Source organism: Kitasatospora sp. NPDC024654 (assembly GCF_055559155.1).
This window is the reverse complement of sequence record NZ_JBVHLF010000071.1, coordinates 1-26,737: the sequence shown is the minus strand read 5'-3', so window position 1 is coordinate 26,737 and position 26,737 is coordinate 1. Positions and strand designations below refer to the sequence as shown.

19 protein-coding genes are annotated in these 26,737 nt (G+C 75.4%); 9 read left to right on the top strand and 10 right to left on the bottom strand.

Translation table 11 applies throughout. The annotated features are described in order from the left end of the window. Positions 1 to 289: 289 nt before the first annotated feature. From ACZ38L_RS30230 to ACZ38L_RS30215, 4 genes are all read right to left on the bottom strand, one after another. On the bottom strand, positions 290 to 1,477 hold the full coding sequence (locus ACZ38L_RS30230; RefSeq protein WP_465699178.1) for a PP2C family protein-serine/threonine phosphatase: 1,188 nt from the start codon (positions 1,475 to 1,477) through the stop codon (positions 290 to 292). Between the two features lie 202 nt (positions 1,478 to 1,679). Further along, a complete protein-coding gene (locus tag ACZ38L_RS30225) occupies positions 1,680 to 4,871 on the bottom strand; it encodes an ATP-dependent DNA helicase (protein ID WP_465699174.1) in 3,192 nt (1,063 codons plus the stop codon). A gap of 57 nt (positions 4,872 to 4,928) precedes the next feature. Further along, the gene (locus ACZ38L_RS30220; RefSeq protein ID WP_465699170.1) at positions 4,929 to 8,318 is read right to left on the bottom strand and encodes an ATP-dependent helicase; all 3,390 of its coding nucleotides are present in this window, start codon (positions 8,316 to 8,318) and stop codon (positions 4,929 to 4,931) included. A gap of 174 nt (positions 8,319 to 8,492) precedes the next feature. Beyond that, entirely contained in the window at positions 8,493 to 8,843 is a 351-nt protein-coding gene (locus ACZ38L_RS30215) for an MGMT family protein (RefSeq protein WP_465699168.1), read from the bottom strand. A gap of 143 nt (positions 8,844 to 8,986) precedes the next feature. Here ACZ38L_RS30215 and ACZ38L_RS30210 point away from each other — a divergent pair, with 143 nt between their 5' ends. After that, positions 8,987 to 11,692, top strand: a complete 2,706-nt coding sequence (locus ACZ38L_RS30210) for a lysylphosphatidylglycerol synthase domain-containing protein (protein WP_465699166.1) — start codon at positions 8,987 to 8,989, stop codon at positions 11,690 to 11,692. 54 nt (positions 11,693 to 11,746) lie between these two features. Here ACZ38L_RS30210 and moeZ read toward each other — a convergent pair whose 3' ends face one another. The 5 genes from moeZ to ACZ38L_RS30185 form a co-directional block, all read right to left on the bottom strand. Continuing rightward, positions 11,747 to 12,925 (bottom strand): adenylyltransferase/sulfurtransferase MoeZ, encoded by a 1,179-nt coding sequence (gene moeZ, locus ACZ38L_RS30205; RefSeq protein WP_465699163.1) that lies wholly within the window; start codon positions 12,923 to 12,925, stop codon positions 11,747 to 11,749. Between the two features lie 150 nt (positions 12,926 to 13,075). Continuing rightward, positions 13,076 to 14,023 (bottom strand): NAD-dependent epimerase/dehydratase family protein, encoded by a 948-nt coding sequence (locus ACZ38L_RS30200; RefSeq protein ID WP_465699161.1) that lies wholly within the window; start codon positions 14,021 to 14,023, stop codon positions 13,076 to 13,078. 47 nt (positions 14,024 to 14,070) lie between these two features. Next, positions 14,071 to 14,934 carry a hypothetical protein gene (locus tag ACZ38L_RS30195; protein ID WP_465699159.1) on the bottom strand — a complete coding sequence of 288 codons (864 nt, stop codon included), beginning with the start codon at positions 14,932 to 14,934 and terminating at the stop codon, positions 14,071 to 14,073. Then, the gene (locus tag ACZ38L_RS30190; RefSeq protein WP_465699157.1) at positions 14,934 to 16,484 is read right to left on the bottom strand and encodes a DUF3492 domain-containing protein; all 1,551 of its coding nucleotides are present in this window, start codon (positions 16,482 to 16,484) and stop codon (positions 14,934 to 14,936) included. The genes ACZ38L_RS30195 and ACZ38L_RS30190 overlap by 1 nt, the downstream gene beginning before the upstream one ends. Before the next feature lie 346 nt (positions 16,485 to 16,830). After that, entirely contained in the window at positions 16,831 to 17,826 is a 996-nt protein-coding gene (locus tag ACZ38L_RS30185; protein WP_465699155.1) for an alpha/beta fold hydrolase, read from the bottom strand. A 220-nt stretch (positions 17,827 to 18,046) separates the two neighbouring features. On the opposite strand from ACZ38L_RS30185, the gene ACZ38L_RS30180 reads away from it, so the two are divergent. From ACZ38L_RS30180 to ACZ38L_RS30170, 3 genes are all read left to right on the top strand, one after another. Continuing rightward, on the top strand, positions 18,047 to 18,715 hold the full coding sequence (locus tag ACZ38L_RS30180) for a TetR/AcrR family transcriptional regulator (protein WP_396557790.1): 669 nt from the start codon (positions 18,047 to 18,049) through the stop codon (positions 18,713 to 18,715). A 121-nt stretch (positions 18,716 to 18,836) separates the two neighbouring features. Continuing rightward, positions 18,837 to 19,064, top strand: a complete 228-nt coding sequence (locus ACZ38L_RS30175) for a DUF3107 domain-containing protein (RefSeq protein WP_396557792.1) — start codon at positions 18,837 to 18,839, stop codon at positions 19,062 to 19,064. Between the two features lie 166 nt (positions 19,065 to 19,230). Then, positions 19,231 to 19,527: a hypothetical protein gene (locus tag ACZ38L_RS30170; RefSeq protein ID WP_465699152.1), complete on the top strand. Its 297-nt coding sequence runs from the start codon at positions 19,231 to 19,233 to the stop codon at positions 19,525 to 19,527. Positions 19,528 to 19,562: 35 nt separating this feature from the next. On the opposite strand, the gene ACZ38L_RS30165 is transcribed toward ACZ38L_RS30170, so the two are convergent. Then, positions 19,563 to 20,285, bottom strand: coding sequence for a ferritin-like fold-containing protein (locus ACZ38L_RS30165; RefSeq protein WP_396557796.1), 723 nt, complete (start codon positions 20,283 to 20,285; stop codon positions 19,563 to 19,565). Positions 20,286 to 20,774: 489 nt separating this feature from the next. On the opposite strand from ACZ38L_RS30165, the gene ACZ38L_RS30160 reads away from it, so the two are divergent. The 5 genes from ACZ38L_RS30160 to ACZ38L_RS30140 all read left to right on the top strand — a co-directional run bounded on the left by ACZ38L_RS30160 (position 20,775) and on the right by ACZ38L_RS30140 (position 26,649). Further along, positions 20,775 to 23,168: a DEAD/DEAH box helicase gene (locus ACZ38L_RS30160; protein WP_465699210.1), complete on the top strand. Its 2,394-nt coding sequence runs from the start codon at positions 20,775 to 20,777 to the stop codon at positions 23,166 to 23,168. A gap of 257 nt (positions 23,169 to 23,425) precedes the next feature. Next, positions 23,426 to 24,307 carry an alpha/beta fold hydrolase gene (locus ACZ38L_RS30155; protein WP_465699149.1) on the top strand — a complete coding sequence of 294 codons (882 nt, stop codon included), beginning with the start codon at positions 23,426 to 23,428 and terminating at the stop codon, positions 24,305 to 24,307. A 382-nt stretch (positions 24,308 to 24,689) separates the two neighbouring features. Next, positions 24,690 to 24,836 (top strand): hypothetical protein, encoded by a 147-nt coding sequence (locus ACZ38L_RS30150; RefSeq protein ID WP_396557802.1) that lies wholly within the window; start codon positions 24,690 to 24,692, stop codon positions 24,834 to 24,836. 233 nt (positions 24,837 to 25,069) lie between these two features. Next, positions 25,070 to 25,720 (top strand): DUF6758 family protein, encoded by a 651-nt coding sequence (locus ACZ38L_RS30145; protein WP_396557804.1) that lies wholly within the window; start codon positions 25,070 to 25,072, stop codon positions 25,718 to 25,720. 74 nt (positions 25,721 to 25,794) lie between these two features. Beyond that, positions 25,795 to 26,649 carry a PHP domain-containing protein gene (locus ACZ38L_RS30140; RefSeq protein ID WP_465699146.1) on the top strand — a complete coding sequence of 285 codons (855 nt, stop codon included), beginning with the start codon at positions 25,795 to 25,797 and terminating at the stop codon, positions 26,647 to 26,649. Positions 26,650 to 26,737: the final 88 nt, after the last annotated feature.

Here is a 26,737-nt window from a genome sequence, read left to right as displayed (position 1 = left end):
CCGGAAGCCGCAACCCCACAAACCCACCCCCCCCCCCCCCCCCCCCCCCTCCCCCGGCCCTCCCCCCCCCCCCCCCCCCCGCCGCCGGGCGCGTGAGCCGCGCCCGCAGCTCCAGGGCTGGCACGACCTGGCACGCACCCCGACCTACCCCTCGCACCGCCCGGCCGTGCAGTTCGACCACGTGCTCGCGGTCGGCGTGCCGCGCACCGCGGTCGGCGGCACCGCGGTGCCCCGGGTCGGCGTCTCGGACCACCGCCCACTGGTGGTCGAGGTCGAGCTCTGACCCCCGTTACTGGCGGGCCAGTCGGCCGCCCTGGTGAGGCAGGCGCGGGCCGTCCGGCAGCGGCTCGTACTGCAGCAGCAGCATCGCCGCGTCGTCGCCCAACGGTCGCCCGACGTGCCGGACCACGTCGGCGTGCAGCCGGCCCAGCACCTCCACCGGGCCTCCCGCCGCGCACTCGGGCAGCCGCTCGACCAGCGGGTAGAACCGGCCGGCCCGGTCCCGCGCCTCGATCACGCCGTCGGTGAAGAGCAGCACCCGGTCGCCGGGCCGCAGCGGCACCCGGAGCACCGGCGGCGCGACCTGGTCCGGGTCCAGCACGCCCAACGGGGGAACCGTTTCGGCGAGTTCCAGCGCCCGCACCCCACCCTCGCCGCCGATCAGCAACGGGGCCGGGTGGCCGCAGTTGACGATCTCCGCGCTGCCGTCCGGGCCCACCCCGATCAGCACCAGGGTGACGAACTCCTCCTCGACGCCGGGGTGGTCGTGCTCGTGCAGCGCGCGGTCCAGGCTGACGGCCAGCCAGCCGGCCACCCGCTCCAGCGCGGCCTCCTGGTGCGCGGCCTCGCGGAACGCGCCGAGCACGGCCGCCGCGGTCTCCACCGCGCCCAGCCCCTTGCCCCGCACGTCGCCGACCACCGCGCGCACCCCGTGCCGGGTGTTGACCACCTCGTAGAGGTCGCCGCCGATCCGGGCGTGCGCCGCGGCCGCCGCGTAGTGCACGGCCGTCCGGAGGCTGCCGACCCGGTCCGGCACCGAGCGCAGCAGCACCCGGCGGGCGATCTCGGCCACCAGCTGGGCGTCCGCCAGCGCCTGCTCCTGACGGACCCGCAGCGTCGCGCTGACCCAGCTGATCGCGGTGACCAGGGCGATCGCGAAGACCGTGGCGCTGTGCACGGACTGCCCGAGCACGTCGTTGTAGGTCGCCATCGCGAACGCGGCGACCTCCGACAGCGAGCCGATCAGGATCGGGTACCAGACCCGGCGGCTGACGATCGCCGCGAGGGCCGGTATCGCGGTGAGGGCCGGTTCGACCGTCACCGCCGTGTTGCTGAAGTAGTCCAGACACATCACCAGTGCCATGCCGATGAACGGCAGGGCCAGGGCGGTCCGCGGCCAGGTCCCCGTCGGGCGGACGGTGGCCGGACCCCGGGTCGGACCGGCAAGCCGGTCTCGGAACCATCCGGTCGCGCTCAACTTCGGTGTCTCCAGCGGAAGGCGCCGAGCGCTCCCCGAACGAGGAGCACCTGCGGCGATGACTGAGGGTGAGGATCGGGGACCCGTCCGGTGGCCGGAAAAACGCGGATGGCCGGTTAACGACCCCACAATAGGCGCGAAACGTGCAGTGCACACAGGTTTCGCGCGACTCCGTGACGACTTGAATGCTCTCTGTGACCTATTAATCACTCTTCCCGACCAGAAGCGTTTCCAACGTGTTCCGGTCAGGAAGTCCGACCGGCCTGTGGATCCGGCCGCTGCGGATGAAACAGAAGGCGGCGGTGACCTGCTCCAGCGGAACCCCCTGCTGCTCGGCCCAGGCGACCCGGTAGATCGCCAACTGCAGCGGGTCGGCGGTCTCCTGGCGGCCCGTCTTCCAGTCCACCAGCTCGTAACGGACAGTCGCCGGTGACCCTGGGTCATCGTCACGCTCGCGGTACACCGCGTCGATCCGGCCGCGCACCACCCGGCCACCGAGCAGCAACTGGACCGGCGCCTCGACCCGGTAGGGGGTGCGCCCCGCGTACGGGCCGCGCAGGAAGGCCTCCTTGAGCTGCGCCAGGTCGTGCTCGTCGGCGATGTCCACCTCCTCGGCACCCGGCAGGGCGTCCGGCTCGAACAGCGCCAGCGGCGTGAACCGGGACTGGATCCAGGCGTGCAGGCGGACCCCGCGGCGGGCCTCCGGACGCGGCGGGCGGGGCAGCGGGCGGGCCAGCTCGTGCGCGAAGCCGTCCGGATCGGCGGCCAGCCGCATCAGCTGGGAGGCCGACAGCGAGGCCGGCACCGGGACCTCCCGGACGGTCCGCCGCGAGCGCTCCAACTCACCCAGCAGCGCGGTCAGATCACGATCCCAGGAGGCGACCTGGCGCTGCTCCTCGGACGCCAGCCGCTCCGGTTCGGGGGCCGGCTCACCGGCCAGCCGACGGGAGACCACCTCGGCCACCCGGCGCCGGGTCAGCTGGGCGGCCGGATCCAGCGGCAGCGGCCACCGCGTCTCCACCGCCTGCTCCAGGGCCGGGTTGACGGCCCCCTCCAGCGGCGGCTCGGCCCAGTGCTCGACCTCGCCGCACCCCGGCCGCTCGGCGTGCCCGCGCAGCTCCTCCAGGAAGTCGGAGGGGCCGCGCACGGTCTTCTGGCTCGGGCCCCACCAGTGGCCGGAGGCCAGCAGCAGCGAGCGTGGGCGCGTGAAGGCGACGTAGCCCAGGCGCAGCTCCTCGGTGGCGGTCTGCTCCTGGAGCGCCTCCCGGAAGGCGCCCAGGCCCTTGCCCGTCCAGCCCGGGACGGTGGGCAGGGTCGCCGCGTCCCCGCGCAGCTCGTGCGGCAGCACGTGCCGCCGGCTGGTCCAGCGCTCCCTGGTCCGGCTGGACGGGAAGGCGCCGCGGACCAGGCCGGGCACCGCGACCACGTCCCACTCCAGGCCCTTGGACTTGTGCGCGGTGAGCACCTTCACGGTGTCCTCGCCGCCCGGCAGGCTGCTGTCCAGGCCGCTGTCGTACTCCTGGGCGGCCCGGAGGAAGGCCAGGAAGGCGGCCAGCCCGGGATCGCCGTCCAGATCGGCGAAGCCCGCCGCGACGTCCAGGAAGCCGTGCAGCGTCTCGCGCCGGCGGGCGGCCAGCGCCTGCGGCGAGGCGGACAGCTCGACCTCCAGGCCGGTGACCGCGAGCACCCGGTGCAGCACGTCCATCAGCGGCTCGGCCAGCGAGCGGCGCAGCTCGCGGATCTCCCGGGCGCAGCGCGCGAAGCGGACCCGGGCCTCCGGCGAGAACGGCAGCTCGTCCGGCTGGGCGGCGTCCAGGAAGGTCTCCAGCGCGTCGGAGAGCGAGACCACCTCGGTCGGGTCGGTCTCCGCGACGGCGGCGGCGAGGGGATCGGTGTCGTCCGGGCGGGCGGTGCGGACCAGCTCGGCGGCCCGCCGACCGAGCAGCGCCAGGTCGCGCGGGCCGATCCGCCAGCGCGGGCCGATCAGCAACCGGACCAGCGCGGCGTTGGCGGTCGGATCCTGCAGCACCTCGCAGACCGCGACCAGGTCGGCCACCTCGGGCAGCTGCAGCAGGCCGCCCAGGCCGACCACCTCGACCGGGACCTCCCGGGCCACCAGCGCGGCGTGCAGGTCGGGGAAGGCCGCGCCGCCGCGGCAGAGCACCGCGATCCGGCCGGGCGCGGTACCGGTGCGCACCAGATGGGCGATCGAGTCGGCCAGCCAGCCCACCTCCTCGGCGTGGGTGGGCAGCAGCGCGACCCGGGCGAAGCCGTCCAGCTCGGCGCCGGGCGCCGGGCGCAGCGCCTCGACGCCCTCGTGCCGGGCCCGCAGCGGCGCGGCGAGCCGGTTGGCGAAGGCCAGCAGCCGGCCGCCGCTGCGCCGGTTCTCGCTCAGCGAGAGGCGGGCGGCCGCGGTGCCGTCGGCGCGCGGGAAGTGCTCGGGGAAGTCGTCCAGGTTGGCCACCGAGGCGCCGCGCCAGCCGTAGATCGCCTGGCACGGGTCGCCGACCGCGGTGACCGGGTGGCCGCCGGTGCCGAACAGGCCGGACAGCAGCAGGCGTTGGGCGACCGAGGTGTCCTGGTACTCGTCGAGCAGCACCACCTTGTACTGGGCGCGCAGCAGCCGGCCCACCTCGGGACGCTCGATCGCCAGCCGGGCGCAGGCGGCTATCTGGTCGCCGAAGTCCATCAGACCGGCGGCGGACTTGCGGCGGCGGTACTCCTCGACCAGCCGCAGCAGCTCCTGCCGGCCGCGGGCGGCCTCCGGGACGGCGCGCAGCTCGGCGTTGGAGAGCTTGGCGGTCGCCAGCTCGTCCAGCAGCCGCTGGTCGAAGGCGCGCAGGAGCTCCGGCTCGACCAGGTGCTCGGCCAGCTCGCCGTCCAGCGCGGTCAGCTCCGCGACCAGGGTGCTGAAGGTGTCCCTGAGGTGCGGGAACGGGCCGCGGGCCGAGCGCAGCACGCGGGCCGCCAGCTGGAACCGGGTGGCGTCGGCGAGCAGCCGGACGTCCGGCTCGATGCCGATCCGCAGGCCGTGCTCCTTGAGCAGCCGGCCGGCGAAGGCGTGGTAGGTGGCGATCTCCGGCTCTCCCCCGGCCTCCGACTGGGAGGGCTCCCAGGGGCCCCCGACCCGGGCCAGCGCGGTGCGGACCCGCTCGGCCAGCTCGGCGGCGGCCTTGTTGGTGAAGGTCAGGCCGAGCACCTCCTCGGGCCGGACCGCGCCCGAGCCGACCAGCCAGACCACCCGGGCCGCCATCACCGTGGTCTTGCCGGAGCCCGCCCCGGCGACGATCACGGCAGGCTCCAGCGGGGCGCCGATGGCCAGCATCTGCTCCCGGTTGAAGGGGATGCCGAGCAGCTCCTTGAGCTGGTCGGGGTGGTCGAGCACGGGGGTCACGCCGACCACGGTAACCGGACGCTCGGACAGGCCGGCCGGCCGCTCGGGGTGCCCGGCCTACTCGACCAGCTGGCGGCCGTCCCGCTGGGCCGAGCAGCTGCGGCGGAACGAGCAGCGGGCGCAGCCGGTGCCGGCGGTCGGGGTGAACCGCTCGGCGAGCACCCGGCCCGCCGCGTCGGCCAGCAGGTTCTCGATCCACGGCTCGCCGTCCGGCGGGGCCTGCTGCTGGACCTTCGGGGCGTCCAGGTCCTTGCGGTCCTCGATCCGCAGCTGCACCAGCTCGGCCCCGCCGAGCGGCGGGCGGGGGTTCACCAGCTCGTCCAGCGCACCCTCGCGGACCGCCAGCTGGTAGACCGCCAGCTGCTTGTGCTCGGGCAGCGACTTGTCGGTGGGCGGCTGCTTGCCGGTCTTGAAGTCGACCACGTAGGCACGGCCGACCGCGTCCTGCTCGACCCGGTCCATCACGCCGCGGATCCGCACCGCCACCCCGCCCACCGGCAGGGTCAGGTCGAAGCCGTGCTCGGTGGCCAGCGTGGTCCGGCCGCGCTCCAGCACGTGCCAGTGCAGGAAGCGCTCCAGGGCGGCCCGGGCCTGCCCCTTCTCCTGGTCCGACTTCCACGGCGCGTCGAAGGCCAGCGCGTCCCAGACCGTGTCCAGCCGCTCCATCAGCACGGCCAGGTCGGCCGGGGTGCGGCCGGACCCCACCTCGTCGGCCAGCGCGTGCAGCACGTTGCCGAAGCCCTGGGCGCCGGAGCTGGCCGGCTGCGCCTTGACCTCCTTGGTCAGGAACCACTGCAGCGCGCAGGAGTCCAGCTGCTCCAGACCACTGCCGGAGAGCTGGACCGGCTGGTCCGGCTCGCGCAGCGGGACCGGGTTGCTGGTCGGGTCGGCCATGCCCCACCAACTCTCCGGACGGGCCGCCGGCACCAGCGGGACACCCGTCTCGTCGGTGGCGGCGGCCAGCCGGGCCAGCCGCTCGGCGGCGGCGCGGCGCAGCTCCGGCGAGCGGGTCGGGTCGACGGTGACCGCGCGCAGCTCGGCGACCAGCGCGGGCACCGAGAGCGGGCGGCGGGGGCGGTGCGTGACGTCCTCGACGGTGACCGCGGGGGTCCGGCGCAGCACCTTGCCGGTCCGCGGGTCGAGCTCCTCGCGGTAGAGCTCGCGCAGGAAGCGGGAGGGCTCGTCGCCGTCGTCGACCGGGGCCTTGACGGCGGTGACGATCAGCCGCTCCTTGGCCCGGGTGGCGGCGACGTAGAAGAGCCGGCGCTCCTCGGCCAGCAGCGCGCCGGGGGTGAGCGGCTCGGCCAGGCCGTCCCGGCCGATCCGGTCGGCCTCCAGCAGCGAGCCGCGGCGGCGCAGGTCCGGCCAGAGGCCCTCCTGGACGCCGGCCACCACGACCACCCGCCACTCCAGGCCCTTCGACCGGTGCGCGGTCATCAGCCGGACCGCCTCGGCGCGGGTGGTGCGGGTGGTGAGGGTGTCGGCGGCGATGTCCTGGGCCGCCAGCTCGGCCAGCAGGTCCAGCGCGCCGCGGTGGCCGGTGATCCGGTCCTCGGCGCGGGCCGCGGTCTCGAACAGGGCGCAGACGGCGTCCAGGTCGCGGTCGGCGTTGCGCCCCGGCGCACCACCGCGCAGTGCAGCGCGCTCCAGCCGCTCGCGCCAGCGCGGGCTACCGTCCCAGAGCTCCCAGAGCGCCTCCTCGCCGGTGCCGCCGCCGCGCAGCAGGTCCCGGACCTTGCGCAGCAGGGTGCCCAGCTCACGGGCCCGGCGGGCGGGCACGGAGTCCAGCGTGAGCAGGCGCTCGGGCTCGGCGAGCGCCTCCCGGATGAGCTCCTCCGCCGAGCGCACGACCCGCGATCCGCGCCCCGGCTCCGCGTCATCCGACCGCGGGGCCACCGGAAGGCCTGCCCACGGTTCCTCGGCTCGCAGCGCCGCGCGCTCCTCCTCGCGCAGCGCGCGACCGAGTCGGCGCAGGTCGGCGCCGTCCAGGCCGCCGAGCGGGCCGGTGAGCAGGGTCTGCGCCACCTCGGCGGTCAGCGGCTCCTCCGCGGCCTGGGCGGCGAAAGTCGACCCCGCCGACTTCTCGGCCAGCATGGCCCGCTCCAGCGCCGCACCCTCCGCGCACACCCGCAGCGCCAGCAGCAACTGCTGCACCGCGGGCTCCTCGCGCAGCGGCAGGTCGTCGCCGTCGATCTCCAGCGGCACGCCGGCCGCGCTGAGCGCCCGCCGCACCCCGGGTATCGCCCGCGCGCCGGCCCGCACCAGCACCGCCATCTCCCCCCACGGGACCCCGTCCTCCAGGTGGGCCCGGCGCAGCAGGTCGGCCACGCTGTCCAGCTCGGCCCCCGGCGTCGGGAAGGTGTAGACCTCGACCCGGCCCTCACCGGCCTTCCCGGGCAGCAGCGCCCGGTGCTCGGCCAGCTTCTCGGCCGGCAGCCGGCCCATCGGCAGCCGCCGGGCCAGCTCGCGCGAGGCGGCCAGCAGCCTGGCGCCCGAGCGCCGGGAGACCCGCAGCACCTTCACCTCGGCCGGCCGGCCGTCGCGCCGGCGGAACTGCCGCGGGAAGTCCAGGATCCCGTTGACGTCGGCGCCGCGGAAGGCGTAGATCGACTGGTCCGGGTCGCCCACCGCCACCAGGTCGCGCCCGTCGCCCGCCAGCTGCCGCAGCAGCCGCACCTGCGCCGGGTCGGTGTCCTGGTACTCGTCGACGAAGACCACGTCGTACCGCTCGCGCAACCGCGCCCCGACCTCCGGACGCTCGGCGAGCAGCACCGCGCGGTGCACCAGCTCCGCGTAGTCCAGCACCCCGCGCAGATCCAGCACGTCCAGGTAGTCGGCCAGGAAGTGCGCCGCCGCCGCCCAGTCCGGCCGCCGCACGCCGGCCGCGAAGCGGGCCAGCTCGGCCTCCCCCAGCCCGAGCTCCCGGCTGCGCGCCAGCACCGCGCGGACCTCGTCGGCGAAGCCGCGGGTGGTCAGGCAGGCCCGCAGGTCCAGCGGCCACTCGATCCTCCCCCAGCCCCCGGCTGCCGCGTCCTCGGCGTCGCCGGCCAGCAGCTCGCGGACCATCACGTCCTGCTCCGGCCCGGAGAGCAGCCGCAGCGGCTCGGCGAACCGCGCCGGCTCCTGGTGGGCCCGCAGCAGGGCGTAGCAGTAGGAGTGGAAGGTGGTGGTCTGCGGCGCGCGGCCGAGTCGGACGGCCATCCGGTCACGCAGCTCCATCGCCGCCTTGCGGCTGAAGGTCAGCACCAGGATCCGCTCCGGATCGGTGCCCCGCTCGATCCGCCGGGCCACCGACTCCACCAGCGTGGTGGTCTTGCCGGTGCCCGGCCCGGCCAGCACCAGCAGCGGCCCCCCGGCGTGCTCGGCCACGGCCCGCTGGTACGGGTCCAGCACGGGCGGGGCGGGCGGGGTGAGCGGGCTGCGCACCAGACGGTAGGGGGAGCTCACGGTGTCCTGGGCCGGTCCTTCGCGGAGGGAGTGCGGGAAAAGTACTGGAAAGCGCGGGAAAGCGCGGCCTCCGAGCCTACGAGACCGCGGGAGCGACCGGCGCGCGTCCGGACGAATGCGCCGGTCAGGGCCCTGGTCGCGGACGCGGAGGCGCAGGATGGAGCTGTGCCCGAACTACCGTCCGTCCCAGCGCGCCCGCCGCAGGTCGATCCGCGGCGCGCTCTCGGCCGCCCGGCCGGCGGTCCGCAGCGGTGTGCCCTCGGCGCGGTACTCGGCCAGCGCCCGGTGCTCGTGGCCGGGCAGCAGGGCACCGTCCGCGCGCACCACCCGCCACCACGGCACCGCGCCACCGTAGAGCGCCATCACCCGGCCGACCTGCCGTGGCCCGCCCTGCTCCAGGTACTCGGCGACGTCCCCGTACGTCATCACCCGCCCCGGCGGGATACGGTCGACCAGGTCGAGCACCAGCTCGGCGAAGGCGGTGGGGCCCGCGGCCGGGCCGTCATCCGTGCTGTTGTCCGTCATCCGGGCATTCTTCCCCATCCGGGGGAGGCGCCGGTCCCCTCCGGAGGGATTTGTCGTGCCCGGTTCGGCCCCTGTCCAGCGGGCGGCGGCTCGGCATGCCACCATCTTCGAGGCGGTGAGTGGTGATACGAGGACAAGACCAGATGACCGGGACGGTTGACGTGGCGCACGGCGAGGGCTCCGACGAGTCCGGCGCCGAGGTACCCGCCTCCGAGCGCCCGGTCGTCTCGCTGGTCAAGCGGCCCCGGCCACCGGTGCCGCACCCGGCCACGCCCTCCACCACCGCGGATCCCCGACCCGAGCCCCGGCCCGGGCCTACGACGCAGCCCGCGCCCGAACCCCGGCCGGAGCCGCGGCCCGGGCCGACGGAGGACGCGGACCACCTGGCGATCGACGAGCCGCTGCTGGCCGCCCGCGCGCACCGCCCGTCCGACCTGATCCGCTTCCTGGCCGGAGTGTTCGGCATCGCCGCGCTCTTCGTGATCGCCGGCATCGCCACCTCCACCACCAGCGGCATCGAGCTGGACATCAAGACCAACGCCGCGTACATCCCGGCCTGGCTGAGCACCGTCGGCAGCCTGGTCTCCAGCGTGGCGGTGCTGGCCGTCCCGGTCGCCTTCGCGGTCGAACGGCTGATCAAGCGCGACGGCCTGCGGGTGGCCGACGGCGTGCTCGCCTCGGTCCTCGCGTACGGCGTGTCGCTGGCCGTCGACTGGTGGGTGGCCGAGGGCGCCTCGCCGGCCGTCCGCTCCGCGCTGACCAGGCTCGCCAACAACAGCGCCGGCCCGCTGACCGACCCGGTGCACGGCTACCTGGCGCCGGTGATCGCCTACATGACCGCGGTCGGCATGGTCAGCCGACCGCGCTGGCGGGTGGCGCTGTGGACGGTGGTGGTGCTCAGCGGCGCCACCGAGCTGATCAGCGGCTACACCACCGTGCTGTCACTGCTGCTCACCGTGCTGATCGGCTGGTCGGTGGCGTACGGAACGCTCTACGCGATCGGCTCGCCGAACATCCGCCCGACCGGCCAGCACCTGATGCTCGGCCTGCGCCGGGTCGGCTTCACCCCGGCCGACGCCCACCGCGCACCGGACGCCCCCGGCGGCACCCGCCGCTACTACGTCAACCAGCAGAACGGCCCACCGCTCGACGTCCACATCGTCGACCGCGAGCAGCAGGCCTCCGGCTTCTTCTACCGCCTCTGGCGCCGGCTGCGGCTGCGCTCGGTGGCGGTCCGGCGCAGCCCGCAGTCGCTGCGCCAGGCCCTCGAACAGGAAGCGCTGATCGCCTACGCGGCGGCCGCCGCCGGAGCTCAGGCGCCGCAGCTGGTGGCCACCTCCGAGCTGGGCCCGGACGCCGCGATCCTGGTGTACGAGAAGGTCGAGGGCCACGCCCTCGACGAGCTGACCGACGAGCAGATCACCGACGACGTGATGGTCTCGTTCTGGGAGTCGGTCGCCGCCCTGCACCAGCGCCGGATCGCCCACCGGCGGCTGACCGGCGAGTCGCTGCTGGTGGTGGACGACCGGCTGGGCGCCCTGGTCAACCTCTCCGGCGGGGACATCGCGGCCGGCGAGCTGACCCTGCGGATCGACGTCGCCCAGCTGCTCACCACCTTCGCGCTGCGGGTCGGCCCGCAGCGGGCGGTGGCGGTGGCCAACCGGGTGCTCGGCCCGGAGCGGGTCGCCGCCTCGCTGCCGCTGCTGCAGCCGGTCGGCATGAGCCGGCAGACCCGCGCCGACCTGGCCCGGCTCGCCAAGGAGCGCAAGGCCGCCGCGCAGGCGCAGGCGCTGGAGCAGGTGGCGGCCGGCGTGCGGACCCGCGAGCAGGCCGAGGAGGACATCGCCGCCGCCGGCGAGGACCTGCTCAGCCGGATCCGCCAGGAGATCCTGGCGGTCGTCCCCGAGGCACCGCTGGCCCCCGTCAAGCTGGAGCGGCTGAAGCCGAAGAGCCTGATCATGCTGATCGCGCTGGCCTTCGCCGCCTACCTGGCGGTGACCACCATCCAGCCGGGCCAGCTGAAGCTCTCGCACATGAACTGGGCCTGGACCGCGGTCGCCGTCGCGGCCGCCGCGGCCAGCTACGGCGCGGCGGCGATGAGCCTGACCGGGTTCGTGCCGGAGCGGCTGCCGTTCCGGCGGACGGTCGCGGCCCAGCTGGCCGGCTCGTTCGTCAAGCTGGTGGCGCCCGCCGCGATCGGCGGCATCGCGCTGAACACCCGCTACCTGCAGAAGGCCGGCGTCCGGCCCGGCCAGGCGGTGGCCAGCGTCGGCGCCTCGCAGCTCGCCGGGCTCGGCGGCCACCTGCTGCTGCTCTTCGCCTTCGGCCTGATCACCGGCACCCAGGGCAACGGGGACCTGGGTAGCCAGCGGGCGGTGATCATCGGGGTGCTCACCGCCGCGGTGCTCGCCCTGGTGGTGGCCGCGGTCTCGCCGCTGCGCCGGTTCGTGGTGACCCGGCTGCGCTCGCTCTTCTTCGGCGTGGTGCCGCGGATGCTCGACCTGATGCAGACGCCCAGCAAGCTGGTCACCGGCTTCGGCGGCATCGTGCTGCTGACCCTGGCGTTCACCGCCTGCCTGGACGCCTCGGTGCACGCCTTCGGCGGCTCGATGAGCTACGCGGCGATCGCGGTGATCTTCCTGACCGCCAACGCGGCCGGGTCGGCGGTGCCCACCCCGGGCGGCATCGGCCCGGTCGAGCTGGCCCTGATCACCGCGCTGGGCCTGGGCGGCCTGCCGGCGGCCACCGCGACCTCGGCGGTCTTCCTGTTCCGGGCGCTCACCTTCTGGCTCCCGGTGCTGCCCGGCTGGCTCGCCTACACCTACCTGCAGCGCAAGGACGCGCTCTGAGCACGACGGCGGGCCGGCCCCCGGGGGACCGGCCCGCCGTACGCGTCACGCCGCCTAGTAGACCGGCTTCTCCGGCTCGATCTGGTTGACCCAGCCGATCACGCCGCCGCCCACGTGCACCGCGTCGGCGAAGCCCGCGGACTTCAGCACGGCCAGCACCTCGGCCGAGCGGACCCCGGTCTTGCAGTGCAGCACGATCTTCTTGTCCTGCGGCATCCGCTCCAGCGCGTCGCCCATCAGGAACTCGTTCTTCGGGATCAGCACGGCGCCCGGGATGTTGACGATCTCGTACTCGTTGGGCTCGCGGACGTCGACCAGGAGGATGTCCTCCTTGTCGTCCTGCATCTCCTTGAGCTGCTTCGGGGTGATCGTCGAGCCGAAGGCGGCCTCCTGGGCCTCCTCCGAGATCACGCCGCAGAACGCCTCGTAGTCGATCAGCTCGGTGACCGTCGGGTTCTCGCCGCAGAGCGCGCAGTTCGGATCCTTGCGGACCTTGACCTGACGGTAGTTCATCTCCAGCGCGTCGTAGATCATCAGCCGGCCGACCAGCGGCTCGCCGACCCCGGCCAGCAGCTTGATCGCCTCGGTGACCTGGATCGAGCCGATCGAGGCGCAGAGCACGCCCAGCACGCCGCCCTCGGCGCAGGACGGCACCATGCCCGGCGGCGGGGCCTCCGGGTAGAGGCAGCGGTAGCACGGGCCGTGCTCGGCCCAGAAGACGCTGGCCTGGCCGTCGAAGCGGTAGATCGAGCCCCAGACGTACGGCTTGCCGAGCAGCACCGCGGCGTCGTTCACCAGGTAGCGGGTGGCGAAGTTGTCGGTGCCGTCCACGATCAGGTCGTAGCCGGCGAAGATCTCCATGACGTTGGAGTTGTCGAGCCGGTCCTCGTGCAGGATCACGTTGACGTAGGGGTTGATCTCCTTGACCGAGTCACGCGCGGACTCGGCCTTGGAACGGCCCACGTCGGACTGGCCGTGGATGATCTGCCGCTGCAGGTTGGACTCGTCCACGGTGTCGAACTCGACGATGCCGAGCGTGCCCACACCCGCCGCGGCCAGGTACATCAGGGCCGGCGAACCGAGGCCGCCGGCGCCCACGCAGAGCACCTTGGCGTTCTTCAGCCGCTTCTGCCCGGCCATCCCGACGTCCGGGATGATCAGGTGGCGGGAGTACCGGCGGACCTCGTCGACGGTGAGCTCAGCAGCCGGCTCGACCAGGGGTGGCAGCGACACGGGGACTCCGATGGTCGTCATTTCGATGGTGACTACGCCAACAGTGTCACGCCGCCCCGCTATTCCGAGACAGCGCGTCCGCCAGGCGAGACACGCCGCGCCGGATCGTGGGACCTGCGCGGCGTTCCGTCCCGACCGGGCACGGCCGTCTCAGACCCGGCAGGCGGTCTCCAGCCAGACGTCGCCCAGCGACTCCTCCAGCGGGGTGTGCGCCCGCCAGCCGAGCCGCTCGCGCGCGGTCCGCACGTCGGCCTGCCGCCAGGGCACCGGCTCGCCCAGCGGCCTGGCCTCCGCGCCACGCGGCTCCCCGGGCTCGCCGGCCGGCTGCACGGGTACCACCACCGTCCGCGCCTCCTCGGTCAGCACCCCCTCGAAGCCGGACGCCCGGACCAGCAGGTACGCCGCCTCGCGGGCCCGGACCGAGTGCCCGCTGCCGATGTTGATCACGCCGGTGGCCGCCGAGACCGCCGCCGCCCGGACCGCCTGCGCGACGTCCCGGACGTCCACGAAGTCCCGGTAGGCGGACAGGTCCGGCATCCGGACCTGCGCCTCCTGCTGCTCCAGCGCCCGGCGCAGCCCCTCGGCCAGCCGCCCGAAGAGCGAGGCGGCCGGCGCGCCCGGGCCGACCACGTCGAAGACCCGCAGCACCGCGGCGTCCAGCCCGGAGGCCAGCACCAGCTCGGTGCCGGCCAGCTTGGAGACCCCGTACGGGCCGACCGGCCGCGGCTCCGCGGTCTCCGCGATCGGCGCGCCGGCCGGCACCGGCCCGTACTCGGCCGCCGACCCCAGGTGCACCAGCCGGGCCGGCTCCCGGCTGCGCCGGATCGCCTCGCAGACCGTGGCCACCGCGGTGGTGTTGGCCCGCACCAGGGTCCGCGGCGTGCCGTAGGTCGCGCCGGCGCAGTTGATCACCACCTGCGGCGCCACCGCGTCCAGGAACCGGGCCAGCGCGCCCGGGCTCCCGGCCGACAGGTCGAACCGGATGTCGGCCGAGTCGCGCCGGCCGAGGACGGTGACCTGGAGGTCCCGGTCCAGTAGCAGACGGTCGGCGACCCGGCGGCCGAGATAGCCGTCGGCACCCAGCAGCAGCACCCTCATCGGGGGTGTCCTTCCACGAGAACAGCGAACGGAACGGGGGGAGAAACTCAGCGGTGGCTGCCCGGCCGGCCGAGCGCGGTCCAGGCGCGCGGCAGCAGCAGCACGGCCGCCGCCCCGGCCGCGACGGCCGGCAGCGCGGCCGGCGGCAGCACCCGGCCGGGTAGCAGGCCGAGCGCGCGCAGCGCCAACAGCACGGCGGCGAGCCCGTCGGCCACCAGCGGCCCGGCCAGTGCGGCGGCCGGCCGCCCGCACCGGCGCAGCACCGCCGCCGACCCGATCAACAGTCCGAGCGTGCCCAGCCCGGCCCACGGCAGCACCCCGGCCCGCCGCAGCACGGCGGGGAGCAGGCCGCCGGGCGGCGGGTCCAGCGCCGTCTGCCCGCCCAGCGCGACGAACCCGGTCAACGCCAGGGCCACCAGCTGGAACGCCAGCGCGACCGGCAGCACCGGCCGCATCCGGGCCCGGAACTCGGCGATCGACCGGGCCGAGTCCAGCTGCGCCCGGCCGGCGTGCCGGGCCCAGCGGGCCGCCCCGCCGGCCGCCGGGAGCGCGAGCAGCGCCGCCAGCACCAGCGCGCCGGCCCGCGCCGGGGGCCGGGCGGCCAGCGGGAGCAGCAACAGGCCGAGCAGCGCGGCCGCGGTACCGAGCCGGTACCCGACGTCCCGGCCGGCCCGGTCGACCTGCGGCACGGGATCGGGCGACGGCCGGCCGCCCGGCTCGCCGGGATTCCGCGGCACCCGGGCGAACAGCTCCTCGGCCAGCGAGAAGACGTCACCGTGCCGGTAGCGCCCGACCGCGGCGGCGCCGATCCCGGCCTCCTCCAGCCCTGCCGCGATCTCCAGCGGATGGCTGGCCCGCTCGCAGAGCGCGCGGTGCGCCACCATCAGCTCCCGCACCGGATCACCGGACATCAGCGCGCCTCCGCCAGCGGCGCGTCGCTGCCGACCGCCCCCGCCACCCAGAACTCGGCGGGCCGGGCGAACGGCCGGGGCGGCGCGCCCGCCCGCCACCCGTCGGCCGGGAAGGCCGGCCAGTGCGCGACCAGCTCCAGATAGACCTCACGGAACGCGGCCGACTCCGGCTCCGGCGCGAACAGCTCCTGCGCGCGCAGCCGGCCGGCCAGCCCGAGCCGGGCCCGGCGCTCCTGGTCGGCCAGCAGCGCCCGGCAGGCCAGCGCCAGCGCCTCCGGCTCGCCCGGCGGCACCAGCAGGCCGCCCGGACCGACCACCTCGCGGGCCACCCCGACCTCGGTGGCCACCAGCGCCCGGCCGCTGAGCATCGCGTCGGCCAGCAACCGCGGCCCGTGCGGCGCGCGGTCGGTGCGGACCAGGACGGTGCCGGCCGCCCAGGCCTCGGCGAGCCGCTCGGGGCGGTCGACGAAGCGGACCGCGGGCTCCGTTCCGCCGCCCAACCCGAGCCGGGCGGCCACGGAGCGGCAGTGCGCGCGGTACCCGGGCCGCCCCTCGCCGCCGTACATCCGCAGGCGCGTCCCGGGCAGCTCGGCCCGCACCCGGGCGAAGGCGTGCAGCATCAACTCCGGGTCGGTGCCCGGCGCGAGGTCACCGACCCAGACCAGGGTAGGCCGGTCCGGCTCCGGGCCGGCCGCTGGTCTGGAGACCGCCGGCAGGCCGCGGCGCACCACCCGGCTCCGCTCCGGCAGGGCGCCACCGCGCAGCTGCCACTCGCGGTCGAAGGCGCTGCCCGAGGTGAGCACCGCGGCCTGCCGGTAGGTCTCGGCGGCGAGCAGCCGGGCGTAGCCGAGCAGCAACGCCCGGACCGGCGTGGAGGGGCCCGCCCCCAGCCGGTGGCCCAGGTACTGCTCGCGCAGGTGCGACCCGTGCTCGGTGAGCAGGAACGGCATGCCGTACCGCTGCTTCGCGACCAGTGCGGGCAGCGCCGCCGGACCGCCGCCGACCACGTGGCAGAGATCGGCCCCGCCCAGCCCGCCCGGCCCGTCGCCGTACCAGGGCGCGGCCAGCGGACGCAGGCACCGCTCCAGCAGGTCGCCGGCCACCAGGACGTCCCGGAGCAACGGCTGCCCGGCCGCGGTGTCGGCGCCCGGTGAGCGCCAGAGCGCCTCCAACGCGGCGTGGGCCTGGCCGGAGGCCAGGAAGGCGGGCAGCGCGCCGTCCGCCGCCAGCTCGGCCAGCCGGTACAGCCCCGGCCCGAACGAGGCCCGCTCGCGCGGCAGCACCAGCGCCGCGACCAGCTCGCGGTAGGCCCGGGCGTACTGCCGCCGGCGGACCGCGCCCGGCAGCCGGCCGCTCGGCCGCGGACCGCCCAGCGCGAAGGCGCGCACCCCCGGCGACACCCCGCCCGGCTCCGCGGGCACCGGCTTCGGGAGCAGCAGGTAGCGGTCGAACTCGTGCTCCGGCAGACCCGCCGCGAGCCGGCCGCACCACCCGGAGCCGCCACTCCGCGCGGCGGACTGGGTGCTCTCGGTGAGCAGGGCGATACGCACGACGACCTCCAGAGGCAGAACGGTACGGAACCCGATGGACGGGCTGATGCGGACGGACCAGCGGAACGGCCCGGTCAGGCCCTCGGCACTGCCCGCGGCCCGGCCGCCCGGCGCCCCCACGCGCCGCCGCCCGGCCGCCCCCAGCCGGACGCCGCCGGCCTACCTCGACCACACCCCCGAAGCCCGCCCGGCCCGCCGGCGGCCGCGCCCCCACACCTGTTCGGTCCGACATCACGACGGTAGGCCCGAACGCCCGCCGCCCAGCGCCCCAGGGCCCGGCCGCCACCTGAACGAGTGAAAGGCCGTAACCTCGGGCCGCGCCCGACGTTCGGCCGGCCCACCCCCGTCATTCCGCCGCGGCGAGAACCTCGCGCAGGAACTCCCGGGCCGAGCGCGCCACCTGCTCCGGGTGCTCCATCATCGCCACGTGCCCGGACTCCGGCAGCACCAGCAGCCGGGCGTCCCGGAAGGCCGCGCAGGCCCTGGCCGCCGAGCGGTACGAGACCAGCTTGTCGCGCAGCCCGTACACCAGCAGCACCGGCACCTCGACGCGCTCGGCCTGCCGCCAGAGCGCCTGGTCACCGCGCTCGGTGTAGGCCGAGACGATCCCGCGGGCCGAGCCGACCAGCACCTGGAGCGCGTACGGCAACGCCATCCGCCGCCGGTACTCGGCCACCGCCGTCTCCCGCCGCTCGGGCGGGATCGCCCGGGCGTTGCCGTACACCAGGTCGAGCAGCCCGTCGGTGGCCTGCTCGACGCTGCGCCCGCCGGCCGGCACCCGCTGCAGCAGCCGGGGCACCCCGGGCACCGCCAGCAGCCCGGTGGGCAACGCGGTGCGCTGCGGCGGCAGCTCGGGCAGTGCCGGGGAGACCAGCACCAGGCTGGAGACCAGGTCCGGCCGGAGCGCGGCGAGCCGCACCGCGACCGCGCCGCCCAGCGAGTTGCCGAACAGGTGCACGGGGCCGCGGCCGGTCGCCTCCAGGTAGCCGATCACCGCCCGGACGTGCCCGGAGACCGAGAGATTGCCGTCCAGCGGCGGGGCCGACCAGCCGAAACCGGGCAGGTCCAGCGCCTCGCCCCGGACCACGCCGTCCAGCTCGACCATCAGCTCGGTCCAGTTCTCCGCCGAGCCGCCCAGGCCGTGCACGAAGAGCGCCTCGGGCAGTCCGGCGGAGGCGTCCGCGGTCGGCCCGGTGACCGACAGGACGGCGCCCGGCACCTCGACGGTGCGGGTCTCCCAGAGCCCGTCGCGGCCGGCCGGCGGGCGCGGGCCCGGCCCGTCGGCCACCCGCCGCGGCGACTGCTGGCCCGACCTCGACCGCCCCTGCTGCTCAGTGCTCATGGGAGATGATGGTAGTGAGACTCTGGTCAAGGACCCGGTCGCGCGCCGTATTGTGGGCACCCGACAACCCGAGAGCTGCGCTTTCCCCGGTCCGACCGGGGGCGGCCCGGGTTACCGAAACGTAGAATCAGCCCCCGACCAGCCCAGCACGACCCACCCGCGGCACACCGGCCGGAACGCCGGCCGGGCACGTGCAGTCGACCGTGAAATGAGGAGCGCCGTGACGGCCATCCAGGAGGCCCAGGACCGCCCGCGCGGTGCCCGCCTGCCGCGTAGCGCCCGCCGGGAGCAGCTGCTCGGAGCGGCGCAGGAGGTGTTCGTCGCCCAGGGCTACCACGCCGCCGCGATGGACGACATCGCCGAGCGGGCCGGAGTCAGCAAGCCGGTGCTGTACCAGCACTTCCCGGGGAAGTTGGAGCTCTACCTCGCGCTGCTGGACAAGCACTGCGACGCCCTGGTCGAGTCCACCCGGGCGGCGCTGGACGCCACCACCGACAACAAGCAGCGGGTCGCCGCGACCATGGAGGCGTACTTCCACTACGTCGCCAGCGAGTCCGGCGCGTTCCGGCTGGTCTTCGAGTCCGACCTGACCAACGAGCCGGCCGTGCGCGAGCGGGTGGAGCGGGCCGCCGACCTCAGCGCCACCCTGGTCAGCAAGGTGATCGCGGAGGACACCGACCTGCCCGAGGCGGAGGCCAAGCTGCTCGCCGCCGGCGTCTGCGGGCTGGCCCAGATCACCGCCCGGTACTGGCTCTCCCAGGGCGGCGAGATCCCCCGCGAGGAGGCGGTCCGGCTGGTCGCCAGCCTCGCCTGGCGCGGTCTCAAGGGATTCCCGATGCACCCCGGCGAGCACGGCCCGGCCGCGGGCCAGTCGCCCGCCGCGGACTGATCCGCCCCGCTCACGCGTCGTTGCTCTAAGGTGAAGCCGTACGGCGCGCTGCCGCGCACCGGTGTTCGATCGGGGGCGGCAACCGCGCGTGGATGGCTGCAACCCCGGAGGGACGGAAGCCGTGGAGGTCAAGATCGGCGTGCAGAACGCGCCCCGCGAGATCGTGATCGAGAGCCCGCAGACTGCCGATGAGATCGAGAACGCCATCGCCAAGGCGGTGGACGGCACCTCGAAGCTGTTCTCGCTGACCGACGAGCACGGCCGCCGCATCATCGTCCCGGCCGAGCGCCTGGCGTACGTCGAGATCGGCGAGCAGGCCGCGCGCAAGGTCGGCTTCGGCACCATCTGAACCGGCCCGGGCGCTGCCCGCCGTCCCCGTCGGGGGCGGCGGGCAGCGTCGTGTCGGCCCGGCAGAGGTCGGCCCGGCAGAGGTCGGACCGGCAGGCGTAGAACGCGATGGCCCCGGGTATGGAGGTGCTCACAGCAAGCACCTGGACCATCTCGGGAGGTCGGCCGTGCCCTTGCCCGTCGAAGCGATCGCGTTCACGCTGATCGGCCTGCTGGCCGGGTTCGGCGCCGTGCTGCTGTGGCCCGGCCACTTTCCGATGTCGCGCCAGCTGACGGTCGGGACGGCGCTGGTGTCGGCCCTGCTCAGCGGCCTGGTCGCGCGAGCCGCGCTGGGCGGCTCCGACTCGCTGCGGACGATCGTGATCGCCGCGGTCGGCACCGGCCTGCTGACCTCGGTGCTGGCCCGCCCGGACCTGGCCGGCCGGCACCGGGCCCGCCGCCACCGCCGGCACCGCCCCGCCTGAAGACGCCGCCGGCGGCGCCGAGCGCGCGGAGGAGGCTAGGAGGCCAGCCCGAGCGCGCTCATCCGCTTGGTGTGCGCCTCGGTGATCCGATTGAACATCTTGCCGACCTCCACCAGGTCGAAGCCCCGCACCTCGGCCCCGCCGACCAGCAGGTTCGACAGCGCGTCCCGCTCGGCGACCACCCGCTGCGCCTGGCTGAGCGCCTCGCCCATCAGCCGCCGGCCCCAGAGCGCGAGGCGCCCGCCGACCCGCGGGTCCTCCTCGATCGCCTGCCGCACCTTGTCCACCGCGAACTGCGCGTGCCCGGTGTCGCTCATCACCGAGAGCACCAGCTCCCGGGTGTCGTCGTCCAGCCGGACCGCCACCTCACGGTAGAAGTCGGTGGCGATCGAGTCGCCGACGTAGGCCTTGACCAGGCCCTCCAGCCAGTCCGAGGGCGCGGTCACCCGGTGGAAGGACTCCAGCGGCTCGACGAACGGGGTCATCGACTCGGTCGGGTCGGCGCCGATCTCGGCCAGCCGGTCGTGCAGCAGCTGGTAGTGCTGGAACTCGGCCGAGGCCATCCGGGCCAGCGCGGCCTTGTCGGCCAGCCCGGGCGCGAGCTTGGCGTCGTCGGCGAGCCGCTCGAAGGCGCTCAGCTCGCCGTAGGCGAGCGCACCCAGCAGGTCGAGCACGGCGGCCCGGTAGTGGGGGTCGGCCGAGCAGGTCGTCCAGTCACCGATCGAGCCGACCTGGCCGGCGTCGCCTTGAGTCTCCATGGAGCGTCACTCTAGACCGAGCCGTGAGCGCCCCGCGGACCGTGTCCGACGCCTCACGTGTTCGAGTCGTCGGCTGACTGTACAGTGGTACAGAGGCCCGTTGTGCCCGCACGACTTGTCAGTCGCGCGGGTTCGTTTCGTCCGGAGGAGTCCGGTACGAGACCGCCGGGCTCACGTACGCGGATGCCCGGTCGGAGAGCCGATCGGCTCCGACCTTGGCTTGGACCTCAAGCCAGGCACCGCATCAGTGGCCGAGCGAGGGCCGCCGCGGACCGCGCCGCAGGGCGCCGGTCCCGCGCCGAACCCCGCACGGGACATCTCCCCCACGCCACGGGACGCCGCCCAGCCGGGCCGGCCCGCCCGGACGCCGCGGGGATCCGGCGCGGTCGTGCACGACCACGCAGCCGGCAACGGGCCCCCCGGCCCAACCGGTCGCGCGGCTGCCCGCCGCCCTCTCGTCTCGGCCCGCCACACGGAAGAGGCAGCACCCTGTCCACCACGACTGAACCGACGAAGACCACCTTCCGCGAACTCGGCATCCTCCCGGAGACCGCCGAGGCGCTCGAGTCGGTCGGCATCATCCACCCCTTCCCGATCCAGGAGATGACCCTCCCGGTCGCGCTGACCGGCCACGACGTGATCGGCCAGGCCAAGACCGGCACCGGCAAGACCCTCGGCTTCGGGCTCCCGCTGATCGAGCGGGTCGTCGTGCAGGCCGACGTGGACGCCGGCCGGGCCACCGAGGAGCAGCTCTCCGAGAGCCCGCAGGCGCTGATCGTGGTGCCCACCCGCGAGCTCTGCACCCAGGTCACCAACGACCTGCAGACCGCCGGCAAGGTCCGCAACGTCCGGGTCCTCGCGGTCTACGGCGGCCGCGCCTACGAGCCGCAGGTGGAGGCGCTGAAGAAGGGCGTCGACATCGTGGTCGGCACCCCGGGCCGGCTGCTCGACCTGGCCGGCCAGCGCAAGCTCGACCTCTCGAAGGTCCGCGCGCTGGTCCTCGACGAGGCCGACGAGATGCTCGACCTGGGCTTCCTGCCCGACGTCGAGAAGATCCTCGGCATGCTGCCGGTCCGCCGGCAGTCCATGCTCTTCTCGGCCACCATGCCGGGCCAGGTGATCAGCCTCGCCCGCCGCTACATGAACCAGCCGACCCACATCCGCGCCGCCGCGCCGGACGACACCGGCGCCACCGTCGCCAGCGTCGAGCAGCACGTCTTCCGCGCCCACTCGCTGGACAAGGTCGAGCTGGTCTCGCGGATCCTGCAGGCCGAGGGCCGCGGGCTGGCGATGATCTTCTGCCGCACCAAGCGGACCGCCGCCGACGTCTCCGACCAGCTCACCCGCCGCGGCTTCGCGGCCGGCGCGGTCCACGGCGACCTCGGCCAGGGCGCCCGTGAGCAGGCGCTGCGGGCCTTCCGCAACGGCAAGGTGGACGTGCTGGTCTGCACCGACGTCGCGGCCCGCGGCATCGACGTCGAGGGCGTGACGCACGTCATCAACTACCAGTGCCCCGAGGACGAGAAGACCTACCTGCACCGGATCGGCCGGACCGGGCGGGCCGGCGCCTCGGGCACCGCGGTGACCCTGGTCGACTGGGACGACGTCCCGCGCTGGCAGCTGATCAACAAGGCGCTGGAGCTCTCCTTCAACGACCCGGAGGAGACCTACTCCACCTCCGCGCACCTCTACGAGCTGCTGAAGATCGCGCCGGGCACCAAGGGCGTGCTGCCCCGCTCCGAGCGCACCCGGGCCGGGCTGGCCGCCGAGGAGGTCGAGGACCTCGGCGAGACCGGCGGGCGCGGCCCGCGGACCGGCGGGCGCGGCGAGCGTCCGCGCGGTGGCCGGTCCGGCGGGCGCGGCGAGGCCGCGGCCCCGGCGGCCGAGGAGAAGCCGGCCCGCGCCCCGCGCGAGCGCCGGCGGACCCGCGGCGGTGCTTCGGCCGCGGTGGCCGAGGCGGCCGCGGCGGCCCCCGTGGTCGAGGCGCCGGCGGCACTGGCACCGACCCAGGCGCCGGCATCGGCCGCCGCCGAGGGCGAGCCGGCAGCGCGCCGGCGTCGTCGTCGGCCGCGCGGTGCGGCGACGGGCGAGAGCGGCGCGGTGGCGCGGGCCGTCCAGGCGCCGGCGGCCACGTCGGTCGCCCCGGCGACGGTTCCGAGCCGTCCGGAGCGCAACGCGCGGGTGATCCCGAGCGGCGGGCTGGCCCCGGCCGCCAAGGCCGCGGTGGCCCCGGCCGTCGAGACCCCGGCCCAGCCGGTCGTGGAGACCCCCGCCCCGGCCGCGGTCGAGGCCGCCCCTGCGGTCGTGCCGGCCCAGGCACCGGCCCCGGCCGAGGAGACCACCGCGACCAAGCCGCGTGCCGCCCGGACCCGGAAGACCGCTGCCAAGAAGGTCGCGGCCACCGCTCCCGAGGCCACCGCCCCCGAGGCGCCCGCCGCGGAGCAGGCCGGCGCCGAGGAGGCCCCGACCGCCCCGGTCAAGAAGGCCACCCGCACCCGCAAGACCGCCGCCAAGAAGGCCACCCCGGCCACCGAGGCGACCGAGGCCGCACAGACCCCGGCCGCCGAGGCGGTGGAGACCGTGGAGACCGTGACCAAGCCGCGCAAGACGGCGGCCAAGCGGACCGCCAAGAAGGTCGCGGCCACCGCCCCCGAGGCCACCGCCCCCGAGGCGCCCGCCGCGGAGCAGGCCGGCGCCGAGGAGGCCCCGACCGCCCCGGTCAAGAAGGCCACCCGCACCCGCAAGACCGCCGCCAAGAAGGCCACCCCGGCCACCGAGGCGACCGAGGCCGCACAGACCCCGGCCGCCGAGGAGAAGCCGGCCCCGCGCCGGCGCACCCGCAAGGCCGCGGCCCCGGCCGAGGAGGCCCCGGCCGCCGGCTGACGGTGACCAGTAGCCCTCGGGGCGGGCGGATCGATGATCCGCCCGCCCCGAGGCGTTCCCGGTCCCGGGGCCCGTCCTGCGGGCCCTTCCCCACCGGCCCGCCCCGCGGCGGCTCTCCCCGGCCGAGAGGGTGGAGCGCGAGGGCGAAGGCCGGGGGCGAGGGCCGGGGCGGCGCGGGCGCGGAAAGATCCGTTGGCGGGACCGCAGGCTCTAAGCTCGGGGTCGACCCAGCCCAGCTCCCCCGGAGGACGCCCGCGATGAGCACGCCCCCCTTCCTCGCGCTCCCCGCCTGCGCCCGCGCCGTGCGGCTGACCACCGCCCGCGGCACGTTCGCCGCGTTGCGCGCCGAGCCGGCCGGTGTGCCGCGCGGCACCGCCCTGCTGGTGCCCGGCTTCACCGGCAGCAAGGAGGACTTCATCGCCCTGCTGGAGCCGCTCGCCGGGGCCGGCTTCCGGGTGGTGGCGGTCGACCAGCGCGGCCAGTACGAGACCGGCGGTCCGGCCGACCCCGCCGCCTACGCGCTGCCGGAGTTCGGCACCGACGTCCACTCGCTGGGCGAGCTGCTGGCGGCCGAGGAGGGCGGCCCGGTGCACCTGCTCGGCCACTCCTTCGGCGGCTACGTGGTCCGTGAGGCCGTGCTCGCCGCGGGTGCCGACGCGCCCTGGGCCTCGCTCACCCTGCTCTCCACCGGCCCCGGCCCGATCGACCCCGCCGAGGCCGCCCGCACCAAGCTGCTGATGGACGCGCTGGGCTCGATCGACCTGGAGACCATCTGGCAGGTGATGCGGCAGATGGAGGAGGGCGGCGGCGATCCGGTCGTCCCCCTCCCGCCCGAGGTCGGCGACTTCCTGCACCGGCGCTGGCTGGCCAACGTCCCCGAGGCGCTGCTGGCGATGGGCGAGCGGCTGCTCGGCGAGCCCGACCGCACCGCGCTGCTGGCCGCCACCGCGCTGCCCAAGCTCTCCGTCAGCGGGGTCCGGGACTACGCCTGGCCGCCCGAGGAGCAGGCCCGGACCGCCGAGCGCCTGGGCGCCCGCTACGTCCTGGTGGACGGTGCCGGCCACTCCCCGAACGCCGAGCGCCCGGCGGAGACGGCCGCCGCCCTGGCCGAGTTCTGGTCCGCGGCCACCACCGGCTGACCGTCCCCGGCTGGACCCGGCTCTCCGCCCGCCGCGGCGGCCCGGTATAAGCACGCGCCAAAAATCGTTAGCTCTGGTAATATTTGACTCAGACCGGGAATCATCCATCCCGACGGCGCGATGGACCCCCCGAGCGTCGCGATGCCGAAACCAGCACGTCACGGGTTGGGCCGCCGCCCAACCGAAGGCTGGGGGGCGGCACCGGCGCGAAACAGCCCGCCGCCACAGTGGCGGACGAGGCTCAGCAGTCCCGTCGCCGTCGCACTCGGCACAGCAGGGGGGAAGCGTGGCCACGACCACACCGCGGCCCGGACCGAAGAGCAGCAAGAGCAGCAGCACCCCGAAGCCCCGGCAGTCGCGGGGGTCAGGAAAGGAGATGCCCATGCGTTTCGAGATTCTCCGACTGGACGACCACCAGGGCTCCGCGATCGACCGGCAGGTCGTCGACGCGGAGACCGCCCGCGATCTCATCGAGACCGCGGCCCGCACCGGCGAACGGCTCTACATCCGTCCGTGCCAGTCGGCCTGACGCCGGACCGGGCCGGCGAGCCGGCCCACGGCCATCAACTGACGCCTCGTCACCATCCGATCGGTGACGGGGCGTCCGCGCGTTTCCGCACGCCCCCGTCGACGTTTGCCACCGACGCGCGCGGGACATCCCCCATCCGGGACCGCCCCGGTCGACCTCCCGGAGCAGCGCGTGCGCTCCGTACGGGTGATCGTCCTTGACGCGGCGGTCCGGAGGGAGGAGCGTTGTCGGTTATGAGGGGCGAGCCGAGTTGCCCGAGGTGCGCCGGCCGGGTGCGTGCCCCCGGTCTCTTCTCCGACACCTGGCAGTGCGACAAGCACGGCACCGTCCATCCGATGCAACCGGTGTTGCCGCCCAGCGTCGACGCGCTGGAGGTCGCGGTGGGCCGCTCGCAGGTCCCGATCTGGCTGCCCTGGCCGCTTCCGGTCAGCTGGCTCTACACCGGCATCGCGCACGCCGGTGACGATCGCTCGGGCGCCCGGGCCACCGCGGTGGCCTGTTCCGGCCCGGCCCCGCTCGGCGGCTTCGGCGAGCTGGTGCTGGTCGCCGAGGAGCTCGGGATCGGCCTCGGCGCGCGCTACGCCGGCCTGCCCGGCCCGGATCCGGGTGAGGCGCTCTCGCTGAACCGTCCCGCCGACACCAAGCTGATGGCGGCCGGCCGGCCGACCCCGATGTGGCACGTGAACGGCGCCCCGGAGGACCGCGCGGTCTTCGTCGGCGAGGCGCTGGGGCTCTGGCTCTGGGCCATCGCCTGGCCCGAGCAGTCCGCGCTGCTGATGTACGACGAGCTGGTGCTCACCGATCTGCGGGACGCCGGTGCCGAGTTGAAGCTGCTCCCGTGCGGAGCGCTCTCCCCGCGGCTGCTGGGCCCGGTGACCGGCTGACCGACGGCTGACTATCCTGGGGACCCGCGACCCCTCCCCCGCCTCCGGCGGGGCAGCCTCTGGAGCCCATCCCCGTGCGCATCGACCTGCACGCCCACAGCAACGCCTCCGACGGCACCGACAGCCCCGCCGAGCTGGTCGCGGCGGCGGTGGCGGCCGGGCTCGACGTGGTGGCGCTGACCGACCACGACACGGTGGCCGGCCAGGCCGAGGCCGCCGCGGCGGTCCGCGCGCTACCCCCCGGCACCCTCACCCTGGTCCCCGGCACCGAGCTGTCCTGCCAGGTCGACGGCATCAGCATGCACCTGCTGGCCTACCTCTTCGATCCGGCCGAGCCGGCCTTCGCCGAGGAGCGCGAGCTGGTGCGCACCGACCGCTTCCGCCGCGGCCGGGCGGTGGTCGAGCGCTGCCGGGAGCTGGGCGCGCCGATCAGCTGGGAGCAGGTGCGGCGGATCGCCGGTTCAGGATCGGTGGGCCGGCCGCACATCGCCAGCGCGCTGGTGGAGTCGGGCGTGGTGGCCACCGTCTCGGACGCCTTCACCGCCGACTGGCTGGCCAACGGCGGCCGGGCCGACGTGCCGAAGCACGAGACCGACCCGATCACCGCGGTCAAGCTGGTCCGGGCGGCCGGCGGGGTGCCGGTCTTCGCCCACCCCGGCGCGGTCAAGCGCGGGCGGACGGTCTCCGAACAGGTCATCCGCGACCTGGCGGCGGCCGGCCTCGGCGGACTGGAGGTGGACCACGTGGACCACGACGAGGAGACCCGGGCCGCGCTGCGCGGCCTCGCCGCCGAGCTGGGGCTGTTCACCACCGGCTCCAGCGACTACCACGGCTCGCGCAAGACGGTCGGCCTCGGTGCCTTCACCACCGCCCCGGACGCCTACCAGCAGCTGCTGGACCAGGCGACCGGCGACCGCCCGGTCGGCTAGGCCCGTACTTCGCAGATCGGTGATTCGGATGGTTTGGCCGGTTGGCTGGTGTCCGGGACGGGGTCGGGAGCGTTGACTGGGTGTGTCG